This window comes from Arthrobacter sp. R3-55 (genome assembly GCF_054161505.1).
In genome coordinates, this window is record NZ_CP096423.1 from 4,147,503 (window position 1) to 4,162,488 (window position 14,986).

At 63.5% G+C, this 14,986-nt stretch carries 16 protein-coding genes; 7 read left to right on the plus strand and 9 right to left on the minus strand.

From position 1 onward, the window contains the following. Nucleotide 1: 1 nt before the first annotated feature. Nucleotides 2–625: a SipW-dependent-type signal peptide-containing protein gene (locus M1D51_RS18915; RefSeq protein ID WP_458107591.1), complete on the minus strand. Its 624-nt coding sequence runs from the start codon at nucleotides 623–625 to the stop codon at nucleotides 2–4. A 154-nt stretch (nucleotides 626–779) separates the two neighbouring features. Next, a complete protein-coding gene (locus tag M1D51_RS18920) occupies nucleotides 780–1,118 on the minus strand; it encodes a hypothetical protein (RefSeq protein WP_458107592.1) in 339 nt (112 codons plus the stop codon). Nucleotides 1,119–1,374: 256 nt separating this feature from the next. Between M1D51_RS18920 and M1D51_RS18925 the strand changes: the two genes are divergently transcribed. After that, entirely contained in the window at nucleotides 1,375–2,007 is a 633-nt protein-coding gene (locus M1D51_RS18925; RefSeq protein ID WP_458107593.1) for a uracil-DNA glycosylase, read from the plus strand. 378 nt (nucleotides 2,008–2,385) lie between these two features. On the opposite strand, the gene M1D51_RS18930 is transcribed toward M1D51_RS18925, so the two are convergent. Next, nucleotides 2,386–3,438 (minus strand): ABC transporter substrate-binding protein, encoded by a 1,053-nt coding sequence (locus M1D51_RS18930; RefSeq protein ID WP_458107594.1) that lies wholly within the window; start codon nucleotides 3,436–3,438, stop codon nucleotides 2,386–2,388. 123 nt (nucleotides 3,439–3,561) lie between these two features. Between M1D51_RS18930 and M1D51_RS18935 the strand changes: the two genes are divergently transcribed. Genes M1D51_RS18935 through M1D51_RS18945 form a run of 3 tightly spaced genes read left to right on the plus strand, consistent with a single transcriptional unit; the run spans nucleotide 3,562 to nucleotide 6,499 of the window. Then, nucleotides 3,562–4,620 carry an iron chelate uptake ABC transporter family permease subunit gene (locus M1D51_RS18935; RefSeq protein ID WP_458107595.1) on the plus strand — a complete coding sequence of 353 codons (1,059 nt, stop codon included), beginning with the start codon at nucleotides 3,562–3,564 and terminating at the stop codon, nucleotides 4,618–4,620. Beyond that, complete coding sequence (fepG, locus tag M1D51_RS18940; RefSeq protein WP_458107596.1) at nucleotides 4,617–5,681, plus strand: iron-enterobactin ABC transporter permease; 1,065 nt, start codon at nucleotides 4,617–4,619, stop codon at nucleotides 5,679–5,681. Before M1D51_RS18935 ends, fepG begins: the two co-directional genes overlap by 4 nt. After that, a complete protein-coding gene (locus M1D51_RS18945) occupies nucleotides 5,678–6,499 on the plus strand; it encodes an ABC transporter ATP-binding protein (protein ID WP_458107597.1) in 822 nt (273 codons plus the stop codon). Before fepG ends, M1D51_RS18945 begins: the two co-directional genes overlap by 4 nt. 88 nt (nucleotides 6,500–6,587) lie before the next feature. Here the strand turns inward: M1D51_RS18945 and M1D51_RS18950 are convergent, their stop codons facing one another. Beyond that, on the minus strand, nucleotides 6,588–7,010 hold the full coding sequence (locus M1D51_RS18950) for a DUF3151 domain-containing protein (RefSeq protein ID WP_011773312.1): 423 nt from the start codon (nucleotides 7,008–7,010) through the stop codon (nucleotides 6,588–6,590). Beyond that, nucleotides 7,010–8,029, minus strand: a complete 1,020-nt coding sequence (fbaA, locus tag M1D51_RS18955) for a class II fructose-bisphosphate aldolase (RefSeq protein WP_026542313.1) — start codon at nucleotides 8,027–8,029, stop codon at nucleotides 7,010–7,012. The genes M1D51_RS18950 and fbaA overlap by 1 nt, the downstream gene beginning before the upstream one ends. A 187-nt stretch (nucleotides 8,030–8,216) precedes the next feature. Here fbaA and M1D51_RS18960 point away from each other — a divergent pair, with 187 nt between their 5' ends. Continuing rightward, entirely contained in the window at nucleotides 8,217–9,299 is a 1,083-nt protein-coding gene (locus tag M1D51_RS18960) for a hypothetical protein (protein WP_172324280.1), read from the plus strand. Between the two features lie 35 nt (nucleotides 9,300–9,334). On the opposite strand, the gene M1D51_RS18965 is transcribed toward M1D51_RS18960, so the two are convergent. Together M1D51_RS18965 and M1D51_RS18970 are read right to left on the minus strand one after the other, a co-directional pair. Continuing rightward, nucleotides 9,335–10,033, minus strand: coding sequence for a TrmH family RNA methyltransferase (locus M1D51_RS18965; RefSeq protein ID WP_026548127.1), 699 nt, complete (start codon nucleotides 10,031–10,033; stop codon nucleotides 9,335–9,337). Between the two features lie 37 nt (nucleotides 10,034–10,070). Then, entirely contained in the window at nucleotides 10,071–11,315 is a 1,245-nt protein-coding gene (locus M1D51_RS18970) for a hypothetical protein (RefSeq protein WP_458107598.1), read from the minus strand. A 303-nt stretch (nucleotides 11,316–11,618) separates the two neighbouring features. Here M1D51_RS18970 and M1D51_RS18975 point away from each other — a divergent pair, with 303 nt between their 5' ends. After that, a complete protein-coding gene (locus M1D51_RS18975; RefSeq protein ID WP_035761154.1) occupies nucleotides 11,619–12,440 on the plus strand; it encodes an HAD-IIA family hydrolase in 822 nt (273 codons plus the stop codon). Between the two features lie 11 nt (nucleotides 12,441–12,451). After that, on the plus strand, nucleotides 12,452–13,147 hold the full coding sequence (locus M1D51_RS18980) for a tyrosine-protein phosphatase (protein WP_458107599.1): 696 nt from the start codon (nucleotides 12,452–12,454) through the stop codon (nucleotides 13,145–13,147). A 30-nt stretch (nucleotides 13,148–13,177) separates the two neighbouring features. Here the strand turns inward: M1D51_RS18980 and M1D51_RS18985 are convergent, their stop codons facing one another. Continuing rightward, nucleotides 13,178–14,302, minus strand: a complete 1,125-nt coding sequence (locus tag M1D51_RS18985) for a thioesterase domain-containing protein (RefSeq protein ID WP_458107600.1) — start codon at nucleotides 14,300–14,302, stop codon at nucleotides 13,178–13,180. 106 nt (nucleotides 14,303–14,408) lie between these two features. Further along, entirely contained in the window at nucleotides 14,409–14,981 is a 573-nt protein-coding gene (gene pyrE, locus M1D51_RS18990) for an orotate phosphoribosyltransferase (RefSeq protein ID WP_144652726.1), read from the minus strand. Nucleotides 14,982–14,986 lie beyond the last annotated feature (5 nt).

Below are 14,986 nucleotides of genomic sequence, written 5' to 3' on the forward strand. Positions count from 1 at the left end.
CTTACTGCGATTGTGCGGCGAATTCCCAAGTGGTGGTCCCGGATTGGGATTGGACGAGGTCATCGTCTGCGGTGATCCGGAAGCAGAGGTTCACGGCGTCGCCGTTGGCTGTGCCTGTCCCCTGCGCGAGGTCGAAGGTGACGCTGCCCGGCGTCGTGCCCAACGCCTGTCCTGCGGCCACCAGCGTTTCCGTCACTGGTTCAGTGCACCCGAAACCAGCGGACTGCGTCAACGAGTACGTCAGGCCTGTGAGGGCTCCGGTGGAAGCTTCGGTAGTTACGGTGACGGTGGCATCGTTGGTTGTTGTGTCGTCCAACCTGACGGCGAACGGCGCAGTGACCACATCGCCGGGTGCCAGGTTGCCCGGTGTGGCGGTGAAGCCCAGCGTTGCCGGGGCGGTGACCGGGTTCTCTCCGAACGTCGTCCCGTCCGTACTGCCCTCAAGGTTGAAGGCACCGGCGGTGAACGTTCCTTGGGAAAATTCGGAATCGTTCCAAGCGGCCAAGGTAATGGCTGCGCCCACCCCCAGCACCAGGCCGCCGGCAAGGATGGCGCGGATCTTAGGTGACTTTCCAGGCTTGGTATCGCGATGATCCGTCTCTGGCGATGCTGTTGATGCAACCACTATTACCCCCACATTAGTTGTGATGCTGACGATCAGGAGATCGGAGCCCGGAGGTGGAGGTCCCCAGCTGGTTCCCCCCAAAACCGATGGTTCCAACCCATCATCCCCGCGAAGGTATGTCAACGTTTTGACCTGCAGAAATAGCTACAAGACTCTACTTACCCGCCACGAACTTCAGCGCCGCTTCGGCAAAGGCCGGCCACTCTTCATGCGCATCAAACGGCAACTCCACCCAGTCCTTGTAGGGCCTGTTCAAACCTGATGGATCAAAGGGCACGGCTCCGGGCAGCGCGAGTGCGCGGGCGTGCTCCGCGGTGTCCCGGCCTAATTTGAAGACGACCTTGTCGCCGTTCAAACAGGCAAGCGCCTTCTTGTTCAGCATGAGTGAGGTGGCACCAAACATCTGCCCCATCACCACGTCGGCGGGCGCCAGGTCCTCCCCCAGCTCCTCAAAAGCGGAAACGGCGACAGCGGACGAATCCTGTTTCTCCATAGGGCGCATCATGCACCACACCGCGTGGCGTCGTCGAGAGTATGCGCGGAGGGCTGGATGCCGCCGTCGAGACGCTGGACACGTTTCGGGGCAACACGCCGCGTCGCATTTAAAGGGCGCGCCGGAGCAGGACCCGTTAACCCCCATAGTCCGGTAAGGTTAGTTAGCCCCCAACAGCACCCTTTGAGGTTCGGCTGCGGCATGCCCGCGGCCCCTTGGAACGGTGCGCTGTAACACCTAGGAGACCTAACCCCTGATGCAAGAACTGGCGACTGAATCACCCGAAGAAATCCTCTGGAACCGCCGCTACGAACCGCACATCGCCGAGGTCAACGAGCTGTGCGACTCCATCAAGGAGCAGAAGCCGGGCAGCGAGGTCCTCTACATCGACCCCGCCCACAGCATGGATGACTGCCGCATCGTCAGCCTTTTCTCCAACCAGCGCACCACCACCGGCGAAGGTTTCATCACCCCGGGCGACGAAGAAGCCGCCACCCGCATGCTCGGCATGCAGTGGCAGCTGGGCCTCCGTCCCGAGCTCATGATGCCGTGGAACGCGTACCCGTGGATTGAACCCGCCGAGGAACCTGGCAAGCTGACGCCGGCCAACATCACCGAAGGCCTCAAGCCGCTTCTGCGCCTCCTGCAGCTCCTGCCGCGCACCTCTGCCCTGGTGGCACACGGCAACGAGGCACACCGCCTGGCCGATCAGCTCATGAAGGCTGCACCGGCCAGCATTGCCCGCCGCGGCTTCAAGACCTTCAAGGTCCGCTCGCTCGGTGGCCGTTCCTTCGCCGGCACCCCGGCACGCCAGCAGGAATACCTGGATGCCATCCACGGCGCCTACGCCGAAGCCATGGCACGCACGGGTATTCCCCGCAAGGCGTAGTTCCTTTCGTTGCGTGGCCCGCTTTGCGCCCCAAACCTCCGGGTAAGCGCGTAGACCGGGCCTCACAACGCCGGCACCTTTCGTTGCGTGGCCCGCTTTGCGCCCCAAACCTCCGGGTAAGCGCGTAGACCGGGCCTCACAACACACGTACCCTTCGTTGCGTGGCCCGCTTTGCGCCCCAAACCTCCGGGTAAGCGCGTAGACCGGGCCTCACAACGCAACGCACCCTTCGTTGCGTGGCCCGCTTTGCGCCCCAAACCTCCGGGTAGGCGCGTAGATCAGGCCTCACAACGCACGACGACGGCGGCCCTCACCTTTCCGGTGAGGGCCGCCGTCGTCGTTGGGGTGCTGTTGTTGGGGCTTACTGAGGTGGCGGCGTTAGCCGACCAGCATGCTGCGGAGGTCCTTCAGGATCAGCTGTGCGCCTGTCGGGCCGAGGCCCAGGAACCAGACGTCATCGCTGATGGCCTTTGCCTTGCCGGCCTTGACTGCGCCGAGCTTGGGCCACACTGCGCCTTCAACCACGGACGTCTCGCCCGTTGCCGAGGGGTCGCCGTAGCTGCTGTAGAAGATCCAGTCGGCGTCGGCCTGCTCGATGTTCTCGGCCGAAATCTCGGCAGCGAGTTCATCGATATTCTGGTTCTCCGGACGGGCAAGACCGGCGTCCTTCAAGATGACGCCGATCAGCGACTTGTTTGCGTACAGCCGGATCTTGCCCGGGAGGAAGCGGACCAGTGAGATCTTGGGATCGCCCTTGACCTCTGCCTTGAGGGCATCGGCTTCGGTCTGGTAGTCGTTGAGCGCCTTTACGGCTTTGTCTTCCTCGCCCAAGGACTTGCCCACCAGGAGGAAGTTCTCCTTCCACGGGAAGCCGGGACGGATGCTGAACACCGTGGGGGCAATGGTGGACAGTTGCTTGTAAAGCTTGTCGGCCCGGAGCTGGCTGCCCAGGATGAGGTCCGGCTTCAGCGCAGCAATTGCTTCGAGGTTGAGATCCTGGATGGTCCCCACCGAGGCCACGTCCTTGACCTTGTCCGCCAGGTACGTGGGGACAGGGTTGGCTCCTTCGGTAGTGGCCATGCCCACCGGCGTGATGCCAAGGGTCACCACATCGTCCAACTCGCCGGTGTCCAGGACCACCACGCGGGTGGGCTTCTTCTCCAGGGTGGTTTCGCCATTGGCATGCTTCAGGGTGCGCGGGAAAACGCCCGGGGCAGCGTCCGTGCCCAGCTTGGCCGTTTCCTGGTCCGCGGTGGTGAACTTGGAACCGCCCGTAGCAACATCAGCGTTGCCGGCGCTTGAGCCGGAGCCGCCACCGGCACCGCAGCCCGCGAGGAGACCCGCCACTACGGCGGCACAGGCCACCTTCATGGCAAGTTTGCGTACGCGGGAAGCCTTACGCGGCTGCACTTCAAAATCGTCATTTTTCACTGGGTAAGGCTAACCTAATTAAGGCACACATTCGTGACGTTGTGATGACGGTCACGGACAATGGGCCGTCTTATTACTGCCCCTCTTCGAAATGGTCCCTGCTGTGTCCCCATCGACGGCGTCATGTCCCAAGTAGCCGCCCCTGCCCGCCCGGCTGTCAGCGCGGCCGTCGGATCCGGCGTCGTCAACAAGTCCCGGTGGCGGGTCCTCTTCCTGGTCCTTGCGGCGGCAGTCCTTCTCGGCGCAGTGATTCTGAGCCTCGGCGTGGGAGCCAAATTCATCCCGGCCTCAACGGTGCTGGAAGCATTCACCAATCCGCAGGACACTGCGGATCACGCGATCATCCTGCAAAACCGGCTGCCGCGCACCCTGATGGGCATCGCCGTCGGAGTTTCGCTGGGCGTGGCCGGTGCGCTCATCCAGGCGATCACGCGCAATCCCTTGGCTGATCCGGGGATTCTGGGCGTCAACGCCGGTGCCTCGTTTGCCATTGTGGTGGCGATCGGAGTTTTCGGGATCGGCTCCCTCAGCGGTTACATCTGGTTCGCCTTTGCCGGGGCCATCCTGACCACCGCAGCGGTCTACCTGATCGGCACCTCCGGCCGGAACGTGGTGAATCCCATCCGGCTGACACTCGCCGGTGTTGCGTTGGGCGCTGTCCTCACGGGAATTGGCTCAGGGCTGACGCTCCTGAACCCTAAGGCTTTTGACCACTTGCGCTCCTGGAGCATCGGCTCGTTGGACACCCGAAGCATGGACGCAGTCATGACTGTGGCGCCGTTCATGGGCCTGGGACTGGTGATCGCCCTGTTCTGCGTGAGCGGGCTCAACGCCATGGCGCTGGGTGACGACCTTGCTACCTCCCTCGGCGCCAACGTCAACCGCACCCGCATCCTGGGGGTCGTGGCCATCACCCTCCTCAGCGGAGCAGCAACAGCCGGTGCAGGTGCCATCGGTTTCGTGGGCCTCATGATTCCGCACGTAGCCCGCTGGATCGTCGGCCCGGACCAGCGGTGGATTTTGGCCACCACCGTGGTGCTCTCCCCCATCCTGCTGGTGGTCTCGGACGTTGTGGGCCGGATCGCCGCTCCCGGAGAACTCCAAGTGGGCGTGGTGACAGCCTTCATTGGCGCTCCGGTGCTGATCGCCCTGGCACGGCGCCGGAAAGTGAGCGGGCTATGACGGACCTGAACCCCAGGACACGCCTTGATTTTGGCCGACCCACGGTACTGCTCCGAAACCGTTGGCTGAGCCTCCGTTTCGACATCCGCAGCATCCTGGTGTGCATCCCGTTGATCCTTGCCGCGCTAGCCGTGGCCGTGGCCAGCCTGGCAACCGGCGATTACGACGTTCCTGTGCAGCAGGTACTCCAGGCCTTCGCCGGCGACGCGCCGGGTCTTGCCCAAACCATCGTCATGGAGTGGCGGCTCCCGCGCGTCCTTGCAGCGCTGGTGTTCGGTGCGGCCTTGGGGATGAGCGGCGGAATCTTCCAATCCATGACCCGCAATCCGCTGGGCAGCCCGGACATCATCGGCTTCAACACCGGCGCCTACACGGGTGCCTTGATCGTGATGCTGACCATCGGCGGCGGATATTTAGGCATCGCTGCAGGGGCCTTGGTTGGCGGAATCCTCACCGCGTTGGCCGTCTACTTGCTCGCCTACCGCCGCGGCTCCCAAGGTTTCCGGCTCATTATTGTGGGCATCGGTATCAGCGCCATGCTGGCCGCCTTCAACCACTGGCTGATACTGCAGGCCGAGCTGGAGGCCGCCCTGGCAGCAGCTGTCTGGGGAGCCGGGTCCCTCAACGGCATCACCTGGGAGCAGGCGGCGCCCGCCGTCGTCGTGGTTGTTGTAGTTGCCTTGGGCACGCTGGTAGTCGGGCGCCGCATGCAGTTGCTGGAAATGGGCGACGACGCCGCACGCGCGTTGGGCGTCCGGGCGGAACCCACCCGTTTGCTGCTGCTCATCCTGGGTGTCGCACTGACGGCAGCGGTCACCGCCGTGGCCGGGCCCATCGCCTTCGTTGCCCTCGCGGCACCCCAGCTTGCCCGTCGCCTGACTCGAAGCGCCGGCATCACGCTGGTTCCCTCGGCTGTGATGGGCGCCTTCCTCCTGGTGGCCAGTGACCTCGCCGCCCAGCGCCTGTTCGCCCCGATCCAGCTGCCCGTGGGCGTTGTGACGGTGTGCATCGGCGGTATCTACCTCGTCTGGCTGCTGGCCAGGGAAGCAAGGAAATCATGAGCCTCACTACTGCCGCGCCACAGCTCCACGCCGAAGCACTCACCATCGGCTACGAGCAACGCGTCATTTCCGAGAACCTCAACGTGCGGATCCCCGAAGGGCAGTTCACGGTGATTGTCGGGCCCAATGCGTGCGGCAAATCAACACTGCTGCGCGCCCTCGCCCGGCTCATCAAGCCCCGCAGCGGTCAGGTGCTGCTGGACGGCAAGTCCGTGACCACCTTGCCGGCCAAAGAGCTTGCCCGGCGCCTCGGGCTGTTGCCGCAGTCGTCCATAGCCCCCGACGGCATCACCGCTGCGGACCTCGTGGCCCGCGGGCGGTACCCGCACCAGAAGCTGTTGCGGCAGTGGTCCGAGGCTGACGAGATCGCCGTCGTGGAAGCCATGGAGGCCACCGGCGTCGCATCCTTGTCCGGCCGTTTGGTGGACGAACTCTCCGGCGGGCAGCGGCAGCGAGTGTGGGTGGCCATGGTCCTCGCCCAGCAAACACCGCTGATGCTCCTGGACGAACCCACCACGTTCCTTGACATAGCCCACCAGATTGAACTGTTGGAACTCTTCCGCGAGCTCAACCTGGACAAGGGCCACACCCTGGTTGCCGTGCTCCACGACCTCAACCATGCCAGCCGCTACGCGGACCACATCATCGCCATGAAGGACGGCGTGGTGGTGGCCGAGGGCGCTCCCGCTTCCGTGATCACCGAGTCCTTGGTGGAGGAAGTGTTCGGCATGGCCTGCCGGATTATTGACGACCCCGTGACGCACACGCCGCTGGTGGTTCCGCTGGGGCGGCCGCGGCACTCCGCTGTCACGGACTGAGCGCTGTTCAACAAACGCGCTTAACGACGACGGCGACCCTAGCCTTTCGGTGAGGATCGCCGTCGTCGTGTGCTTTGTTGAGTCCGCTTTAGCGGGCTTCGAGCGCTGCCTTGGCCTTGGGGTCCGAGTCGTTCAGGAACTTCTCGATCCGCTCCGGCTCTTCAGCCTCGCCGATAGCCGACGCTGCCCGGCCCAAAGCGTAGAGAGCACGCAGGAAGCCCTGGTTGGGCTCGTGCTCCCACGGGATGGGTCCCACTCCGCGCCAACCGTTGCGGCGCAGGGAGTCCAGTCCGCGGTGGTAGCCGACGCGGGCGTAGGCGTAGGACTCGATGGTCCGGCCTTCGGCCCAGGCTTCCTCAGCGAGGATGGCCCACAGCAGGGACGACGTAGGGTTTTTGGCCACCAGGTCCAGCGCTTCGTTGCCGAGCGCCAGGTGCTGGTAGATCTCGGTTTCAGCGGGCAGGAGCGTGGGCTCCGGCCCCATCAGGTTCTTGCGGAATTCGTCAGACATTAGAAGGTCTTGCCCACCGAACCGAGCTGCTGTGCGGCTTCGACGATGCGCGCGGCCATGCCGGCTTCGGCCGAAGCACCCCAGACGCGGGGGTCGTAGGTCTTCTTGTTGCCCATTTCGCCGTCGACCTTCAGGACGCCGTCGTAGTTGGAGAACATGTGGCCGGCAACCGGGCGGGTGAAGGCGTACTGGGTGTCGGTGTCGATGTTCATCTTGATGACACCGTAGGAAACGGCGTCAGCGATTTCCTGCTCGGTGGAGCCTGAACCGCCGTGGAACACGAGGTCGAACGGGTTTTCCTTGCCGATCTTGGCGCCAACCTCGGACTGGATCTGCTTGAGCAGTTCCGGGCGGAGCTTGACGTTGCCCGGCTTGTAGACGCCGTGCACGTTGCCGAAGGTCAGCGCGGTGAGGTAGCGGCCGTGTTCGCCGGCGCCGAGTGCCTCGATCGTGGCGAGGGCGTCCTCGGTGGTGGTGTAGAGCTTCTCGTTGATTTCGTTCTCTACGCCGTCTTCTTCGCCACCAACGGTGCCGATTTCAACTTCGAGGATGATCTTCGCAGCAGCTGCACGTTCCAGCAGCTCGCGGCCGATGCGCAGGTTCTCGGGAAGGGTCTCGTGCGAGCCGTCCCACATGTGCGAGTTGAAGATGGGGTCGTTGCCGGCCTTGACGGCTTCCTCGGAAGCGGCGAGCAGCGGCAGGACGAAGTCCGCCAGCTTGTCCTGCGGGCAGTGGTCCGTGTGGAGGGCGATGTTGACGTTGTAGTTCTTGGCAACTTCGCGGGCGAACGCTGCGAAGCCGAGGGAACCGGCAACCATGTCCTTGATCGAAGCGCCGGACCAGTAGGCTGCGCCACCGGTGGAAACCTGGATGATGCCATCGGATTCGGCCTCGGCGAAACCGCGGATCGCAGCGTTCAGAGTCTGCGACGACGTCACGTTGACCGCGGGGAAAGCGAATCCGCCAGCCTTTGCGCGGTCAATCATCTCGGAGTAAATCTCTGGGGTTGCAATGGGCATGGTGACTCCTATGCTGAATTCGTCTGTGGGTGGGTAACCCTGGAGTAGACCGCTTACGGCTAGCACCCATCCTAGCGATATCCGCCGGGACGCCGTGTTTCGGGTCACTGGGGGCTCTTAACACTTCCGCCGAGTTGGCACTCCGCCAGCTACCCTGATTCATCGAGACGGTGGATATACTGCCGGAATGGAGATCCCCCCGAGCGCAAACCATCAGCCCCGCCCAACGCCACCCCTGCCGCACCAGGGCGGTACTTTCCCGGAAGCGCACCCCGGGCGGAAGCGGAAGATGATTATTGCCATTGCAGCGGGCGCGGCGGTCTTCCTCACGGCAGCCATCGTTGCTCTGGTTCTCCTGGTTTTACCGCTGTTCTCACCGGACCGGGGCATGAGCGGCACAGCAAAAACATACTTCCAGGCCCTGATCGATGGTGACAGTGAGAAAGCCCTCAGCGTATCGGACCCCGGCGTCCCGGAGAATGAACGGGCTCTCCTCCAAAACAACGTGTATAAAAATGCAAAGCAGCACATTGACGGTTACCGGATCCTGGAGGCAAGGTCGGAGTTCGTCACTGCCGAAGTCACCCAGAACGGCCGCAAGCAGGAAATCATTCTGAGGATGACCAAGTCACGTGAAGGCGAGTGGAAGGTTGGGCCCAAAAACTTCCAGAAAATCCGGATCAGTTCCAGCCGTCCCGTGGGGTCGTTCACCGTGAACGGCGTGGTTGTTGCCGCTCCTGACTCCGGAACCGCTGCCAGTGATTCCCTGCTGATGCCGGCCTTCCCCGGCGAGTACACCCTCGGCATTTCCGGAGACAAGTACACAACGGCAGAAGAGCAGAAGGCCTTGATCAGCATTGACCGGGCGATTTCCAAGAACCCCGAAAGATTGAAAGTGTTACCCACCCAGCTGCTCCTGGACGAGACCCGGACACTTCTTGAGAACAAACGGACTGAATGCACTGCCTCCGCTCCGGCTAGTACCGCCGAAGCGACGCGTCGTGGCTGTTCCGGGTTTGCGATCTCCGAATACCGACCTACCCGCAACGTGAAATGGACCATCGAGAAGGAGCCCACCTTCACTCTCCTTCGCGGCGAGGACAGTTGGATCATTCAGTCGGCGCAATCGGGCGCGGCTTCGGTGAGCTACGAAGTGAACAGCGGCCGTGACGACGCCCCGCAATGGGAGCCGAAGGTTGAGATTGTAATACCCAGAGCCTCAGGAGAGATCCACATCGTCGACGGAAAAGCGACTCTCAAAGACCAATAGAACGGCAGCTGCCCGGGGTGATACTGACAGCTCGTCTAGCTCACGGGCTGTTGGAACACGTGGCGGCGGACCCAGGCGTGCATGGCGATGGCGGCCGCGGAAGCAGCATTCATGGACCGGGTGGAGCCGAACTGCTCGATGGAAAGCGTGGCGACGGCGGCATCGTGCACCTCGGGTGTCAGGCCAGGCCCTTCCTGCCCGAACACCAGCACGCAGTTCTTCGGGAGGTCGTACGTCTCCAACGGCACGGAATCGGGGAAGATATCGATGCCGATCACGGCAAGCCCCTCCCCCTCGGCCCACTGCACGAAGTCCTCGACCGTGGGGTGGTGGCGGACGTGCTGGTAGCGGTCGGTGACCATGGCCCCGCGACGGTTCCACCGGCGTCGACCAATGATGTGGACCTCCTTGGCGAGGAACGCGTTGGCGGTCCGGACCACCGTGCCGATGTTGAGGTCGTGCTGCCAGTTTTCAATGGCGATGTGGAAATCGTGCCGTTTGGAATCAAGGTCCGCAACGATCGCCTCATGCTTCCAGTACCTGTACTGGTCCACCACGTTGCGGCGGTCACCGTCCCTCAACAGGTCAGGGTCCCAGTGGTCACCAACGGGCCACTCACCTTCCCAGGGCCCGACGCCGACCTCGGGTTTCGCTTCCGCCTCGCCGTCCCCTGTGGTGTCGGCAGAGGACAGGGCAGGGGTGGGCAGGGCTGTAGTGGGGGGAAGGTCAGTCACCCCTCAACTTTAGCCCTGCCGCAGGAACCCTCCTGGACTAGCCCATCTTCCACTTGTTGATGCGGTACGAGTTAGCCAACTGCTCAAAGAGCCCCGGGTGCGCGTCCCAGTATTCCTTGTGGCCGCTGACGCCGAGCATCTGCGGTGTTCCCCAGGGAGTTACGGAGAACAGGTTGACGGCCTGGATCGCTTCGCCACGGGCGTTGGTGCAGGTGAAACCGATGACCACGGCGGCGCCACGGCGGAACTCACGGATTTCCGGCATTGAGGTCTTGAAGTCCGAAGCGCACTTGTGGCCCACCAGGTTCTGCGGCAGCTCGGTGGCCGACATGCCCTTGTAGCGGGCTTCGATGTCCTGGATGGCCTTCTTGATCTCGGCCGGATCCTTGCCGAACTTGCCTTCCTCGGACTCCGCGAAGAAGGCATAGGCGAGCGCGATGCCATCGCCGTCGGTCTCCACCGTGCCCTGGGCCTTCTTCTGGATCTCTTCACCCGTGGTGGGGTCCTTGGTAATGCCGAACGACTCGTCGTGGGTCCACTCGGCCAGGTACTGGAAGGACGACTCGCCCGTAACCCACTTGTTGAAGAGGGGATCGCCATCGGCAGGAACGTTGGCGGGACCGGCGAGTTGTTCCCACACTGCCGGCAACCGGATGGCCCCTGCAGGCATCCCGGAGGGCGCCGAAGAATCACCCGAAGGCTCGGCGGACGGTTCAGCGGACGGCTCGGCCGCCGCCTCCGACGCTTCGTCCGAGGACGTCACAGACGGCGCGGGAGACTCCACTGCGGTGGGCTTGGTCATGGCGGGGATCAACCACGTGAAAGCCACCACCAGGGCAATAATCACGACGACGGCGACACCACCCAGGATGAGGAACAAGGACTTCTTGTTGTGGTCGCCCGGGTTCTGGCCGGGTCCGCCGGGCTGACCCGGGTAGCCAGGCTGGCCGGGTCCGCCGGGCTGGCCCGGGTAGCCGGCTCCGGGCGGAGGGAAGCCCGGCTGGTCCTGCTGCGGCTGGGGGTAGCGGTGCACGGTTTCGGCGTATTCGCCGTCGGGGTTGCCCTGCTGGTTCGCTTGCTGCTGCGTGGGGTAAGCCTGAGTCGGCGGCTGCTGGGTGGGGTAAGCCTGCGTCGGCGGCTGCTGGGTGGGGAAGGCCTCGGTCTGGCCGCCATTGGGCTGGTATTGACCCTGCCCGTACTGGCCTTGGCCGGTGCCGTAGCGGGGTTGCGGTACGCCGTCGGGGTTGAAGGGAGGCTGAGGCGCTCCGTTGTTATTGCTCATGACAGGCCCTTTCGAATGCAGTGGGTCACCGGGATGTTTCTGGGACACCCGATGGATAAACCGGAAGAGGGGACCTGCTGAAGCGTAGGCGCCGCATAAAAACCACTGTGTCGATCCCCCGACCCACGGCGGTGGCACGCCTGCGCCGCCACAAGCGTAGTCGAGCCTGAGCCGCCGGGGGCAAGTCACAGCGGTTTTCCACATGGGCAGAACTACCCACATAAGCAGGATCCCGGGATGTCCGGACCGCGGATTGATGGAAGACTGGTGGAAGTGCATGAACAATCCCAGCCGGAGGCAAATATGGCAGAAGAAACCACGTCCACATCGGTTTATCGGAACGGCCACGAAATCGAGTGCTGGCTCACGGACATGGACGGCGTCCTGGTCCATGAGAACCAGGCGATCCCCGGCGCGGCTGAACTCATTCAGCGCTGGGTGGATACGTCCAAGCGGTTCCTGGTCCTGACCAACAACTCCATCTTCACTCCCCGCGACCTCGCAGCCCGCCTCCGTGCGTCAGGACTGGAGGTTCCGGAAGAGAATATCTGGACGTCCGCGCTCGCCACGGCCCAGTTCCTCAAGGACCAAGTGCAGTCCTCGGATTCGGGCAACCGCGCCTACACCATCGGCGAAGCCGGGCTCACAACGGCCTTGCACGAGGCCGGCTTCATCCTCACCGATACTGATCCCGATTTCGTGGTGCTGGGCGAGACCCGCACCTACTCCTTCGAGGCGATCACCATGGCCGTCCGCCACATCCTGGCCGGTGCCCGGTTCATCGCGACCAACCCCGATGCCACAGGTCCTTCCAAGGACGGCCCCATGCCCGCCACCGGAGCCATAGCGGCCATGATCACCAAGGCCACGGGCCGCGAGCCGTACATTGTGGGCAAGCCGAACCCCATGATGTTCCGTTCCGCCATGAACCAGATCGACGCTCATTCGGAGACCACTGCCATGATCGGCGACCGTATGGACACGGACATCGTGGCGGGCATGGAAGCGGGCCTGCACACGGTCCTGGTGCTCAGCGGCATCACGCAGCGTGAAGAAATCGTCTCCTTCCCGTTCCGGCCTAACCAGATTCTGAACTCGGTGGCCGATCTCAAGAGCCAAATCTAAAAGGACCAACCATGGCTGTGTTCAATCTGCGTCCTCTGGCCGGTGGCCGGATTCTCAGGGGGAGCCAGCCGTTCGGTTTGGATGCCGTTGCGACCTCGGATTTCCTCGCGGAGCACGGCATCCAAACCATCATGGATCTTCGCAGTGACCTGGAGCGCTCCTTGGTGCCCTGGCTGGTTCAGGGCGACAAAAACGACGACGACGGGCACGCCGCCGTCGAACTCATCCACAATCCGCTGGACCCGAATGCAATCGCCGGTGCCCTCCAAGCGGTGGAGACGCCCCAGGATCTGGGAGAGCTGTACCTCGGGTGGATCCGGTTGCGGCCGGAGTGGGTTGCTGATGCGCTCCGTCCCGCTGCCCACGGCAAGCGCACGCTGGTTCATTGCTCCCTGGGCAAGGACCGCACAGGAGTGGTATCCGCGCTCGCCCTCCTGGCAGCGGGCGGGACCGATGACCAAGTGGTGGAGGATTACACAGCCACCACCCTCAGCCTTCCCACCATGTTGGAGGTGATGGCAGAAACGTGGCGCTTGCATGTCCCCTCCACTCCTGCGGCCTATTTCAGCCCGGAACTGATGGTCCTGCAGAGCCCTGAAGCTGCCATGCGGCACTTCCTGGCAGCTTTCGCCAAGGAGTTCGGTGACGCGCGGGGCTTCCTGCGCGAGGCGGGCCTCACCGCCGTCGAGGTTCAATCGCTGCGCTGACCCTCACACCGCGGCAACCCAGGTCCGCACCTATGCCGGGCGGATGATTTTTCCGTTGGGTTCTTGGTACGACGGTTCTTCGGGCTCGGGTGGGAGCGGCTGGAGCTCATTTTGGATGCGTTCCAGCAAGGGCCGGTACACGCTGCCGTTCCACTGGGGGCTCGCATGCGCAGGCCGGGCACCTTCGGTGCTGAGCGTCGGCAGGACCATGTTGGCTCCGAACACCTTGCTCCAGCCGGCACGCGCGGACTCGTAATCCACGGTGCCGTCCTTGGCGTTGCCCATGAAGGCCATCTTGGCACCCCCGATTTTTCCGGCCAGGCGGAGCCCGTCAAAGTGGTAGATGTAGGCCGACTCCGTCTGGATGAGCACGCTTGAAGGGGCGATCGGAGAAAGCTGCTCCAGGCTTTGGTCAAGGATTTGCCGCCACGTGCGCTCGTCCTTGTGCGCCACGCGCTCCCCCAGCTCATAGCCACCGCGCAGGACGGACGGGATGCGGAAGCCATTCTCGTAGAGGAACACCACGCCGTCGAACCAGCTCTGGTCCAGGACATCGGCGCGGCTGAACGGGCTCGAATCCAAGACGATCAGCTGCGTTTCCACGCCATGAAGTTCCAGCAGGCGGGCGGCCACCTGGGTGGCGAGCATACCGCCGAAACTATGGCCGTAGAAGTAGAGCTTCTCCAGTTCAAGCTCCCGGACGTGCAGGATGATTTCGCGGACGATCTCGTCAACGTCCAGTCCCAGGTTGGAATACCCGACGGCGGCAAGGCGTCCACGCTGGTGCAGGGCAGGACGCAGCGAGTTGAGGATCCACTGCGCTTCTTCCCAGCTGGTTTTATACCCCGGAAACAGGATCCAGCTGGCTTTGGGGAAGTACAGGTCCGAGTACGGATCGGGCACCCGGAGGATTTTGGTGGCACGCCGCTCGGCTTGGACGCGGCGGGTAAAGAGCATGTCCCCGGCCAGGGCGGCGGAGGCTCCGGCGGCGATGAGGAAGTTGCGGCGCGAGGTCTTCTTGAGGCGGGCAGCGTAAGGGAGGACCCAGGCCCATGCGCCCGGATCCTCTGCCTTTTCCGGTTCAGGAAAAGCCGGCACGGGAGGGTTTTCGTCCACCTCCGCCGGTGCCGGGAACTTCCCTACTTGAACGTCCACGCAGCAAGCATAGGCTCCGGAAGGCGGTGCCTCACAGCCCCGTAGTTTGTGTACAGCTGATGCCCTTAAGATGCGCCTTTAAGGTCAAGTGCTGTACACAAACTCCTTAGTCGAGGCCCAGCTCGTCCTTGCCGAATGCGAAGAGGTACGGAACGCCGGTTTCGGCTTCGATCTTTTCTTTGGCGCCGGTGTTGCGGTCAACGATCACGGCAACGGCCACTACATTGCCGCCAGCCTTACGGACACCTTCGACGGCGGTCAGTGCGGATCCGCCGGTGGTGGACGTGTCCTCGAGCACCACGACGTTGCGGCCCTCAACAGAGGGGCCTTCCACCTGGCGGCCCATGCCGTAGGACTTCTGGGCTTTGCGGACCACGAAGGCGTCCACGGCACGTCCGGCGTCGGCGGCAGCGTGCATCACCGCGGTTCCGACGGGGTCGGCACCCATGGTGAGTCCGCCGGCGCACTCAACTGAAACGCCGGCGTCGTCGATCATTGCCAACATGACCTGACCCACCAGTTTGGAAGCCTCGTGGTGCAAGGTGATGCGGCGGAGGTCAATGTAGTAGTCCGCTTCCTTGCCGCTGGAGAGGATCACCTTGCCGCGGACCACCGCCAGCTCTTTGATGAGTTCAAGAAGGCGGGCGCGGGCAGCTGCAGTGTCAGGCGAGGAAGTCATGGCTC

Coding starts and splice junctions, on each gene's coding strand:
- M1D51_RS18920 (WP_458107592.1), bottom strand. CDS start 1,118: ATGGAGAAACAGGATTCGTCCGCTGTCGCCGTTTCCGCTTTTGAGGAG.
- M1D51_RS18925 (WP_458107593.1), top strand. CDS start 1,375: ATGCAAGAACTGGCGACTGAATCACCCGAAGAAATCCTCTGGAACCGC.
- M1D51_RS18935 (WP_458107595.1), top strand. CDS start 3,562: ATGTCCCAAGTAGCCGCCCCTGCCCGCCCGGCTGTCAGCGCGGCCGTC.
- fepG (WP_458107596.1), top strand. CDS start 4,617: ATGACGGACCTGAACCCCAGGACACGCCTTGATTTTGGCCGACCCACG.
- M1D51_RS18945 (WP_458107597.1), top strand. CDS start 5,678: ATGAGCCTCACTACTGCCGCGCCACAGCTCCACGCCGAAGCACTCACC.
- M1D51_RS18950 (WP_011773312.1), bottom strand. CDS start 7,010: ATGTCTGACGAATTCCGCAAGAACCTGATGGGGCCGGAGCCCACGCTC.
- fbaA (WP_026542313.1), bottom strand. CDS start 8,029: ATGCCCATTGCAACCCCAGAGATTTACTCCGAGATGATTGACCGCGCA.
- M1D51_RS18960 (WP_172324280.1), top strand. CDS start 8,217: ATGGAGATCCCCCCGAGCGCAAACCATCAGCCCCGCCCAACGCCACCC.
- M1D51_RS18970 (WP_458107598.1), bottom strand. CDS start 11,315: ATGAGCAATAACAACGGAGCGCCTCAGCCTCCCTTCAACCCCGACGGC.
- M1D51_RS18975 (WP_035761154.1), top strand. CDS start 11,619: ATGGCAGAAGAAACCACGTCCACATCGGTTTATCGGAACGGCCACGAA.
- M1D51_RS18980 (WP_458107599.1), top strand. CDS start 12,452: ATGGCTGTGTTCAATCTGCGTCCTCTGGCCGGTGGCCGGATTCTCAGG.
- pyrE (WP_144652726.1), bottom strand. CDS start 14,981: ATGACTTCCTCGCCTGACACTGCAGCTGCCCGCGCCCGCCTTCTTGAA.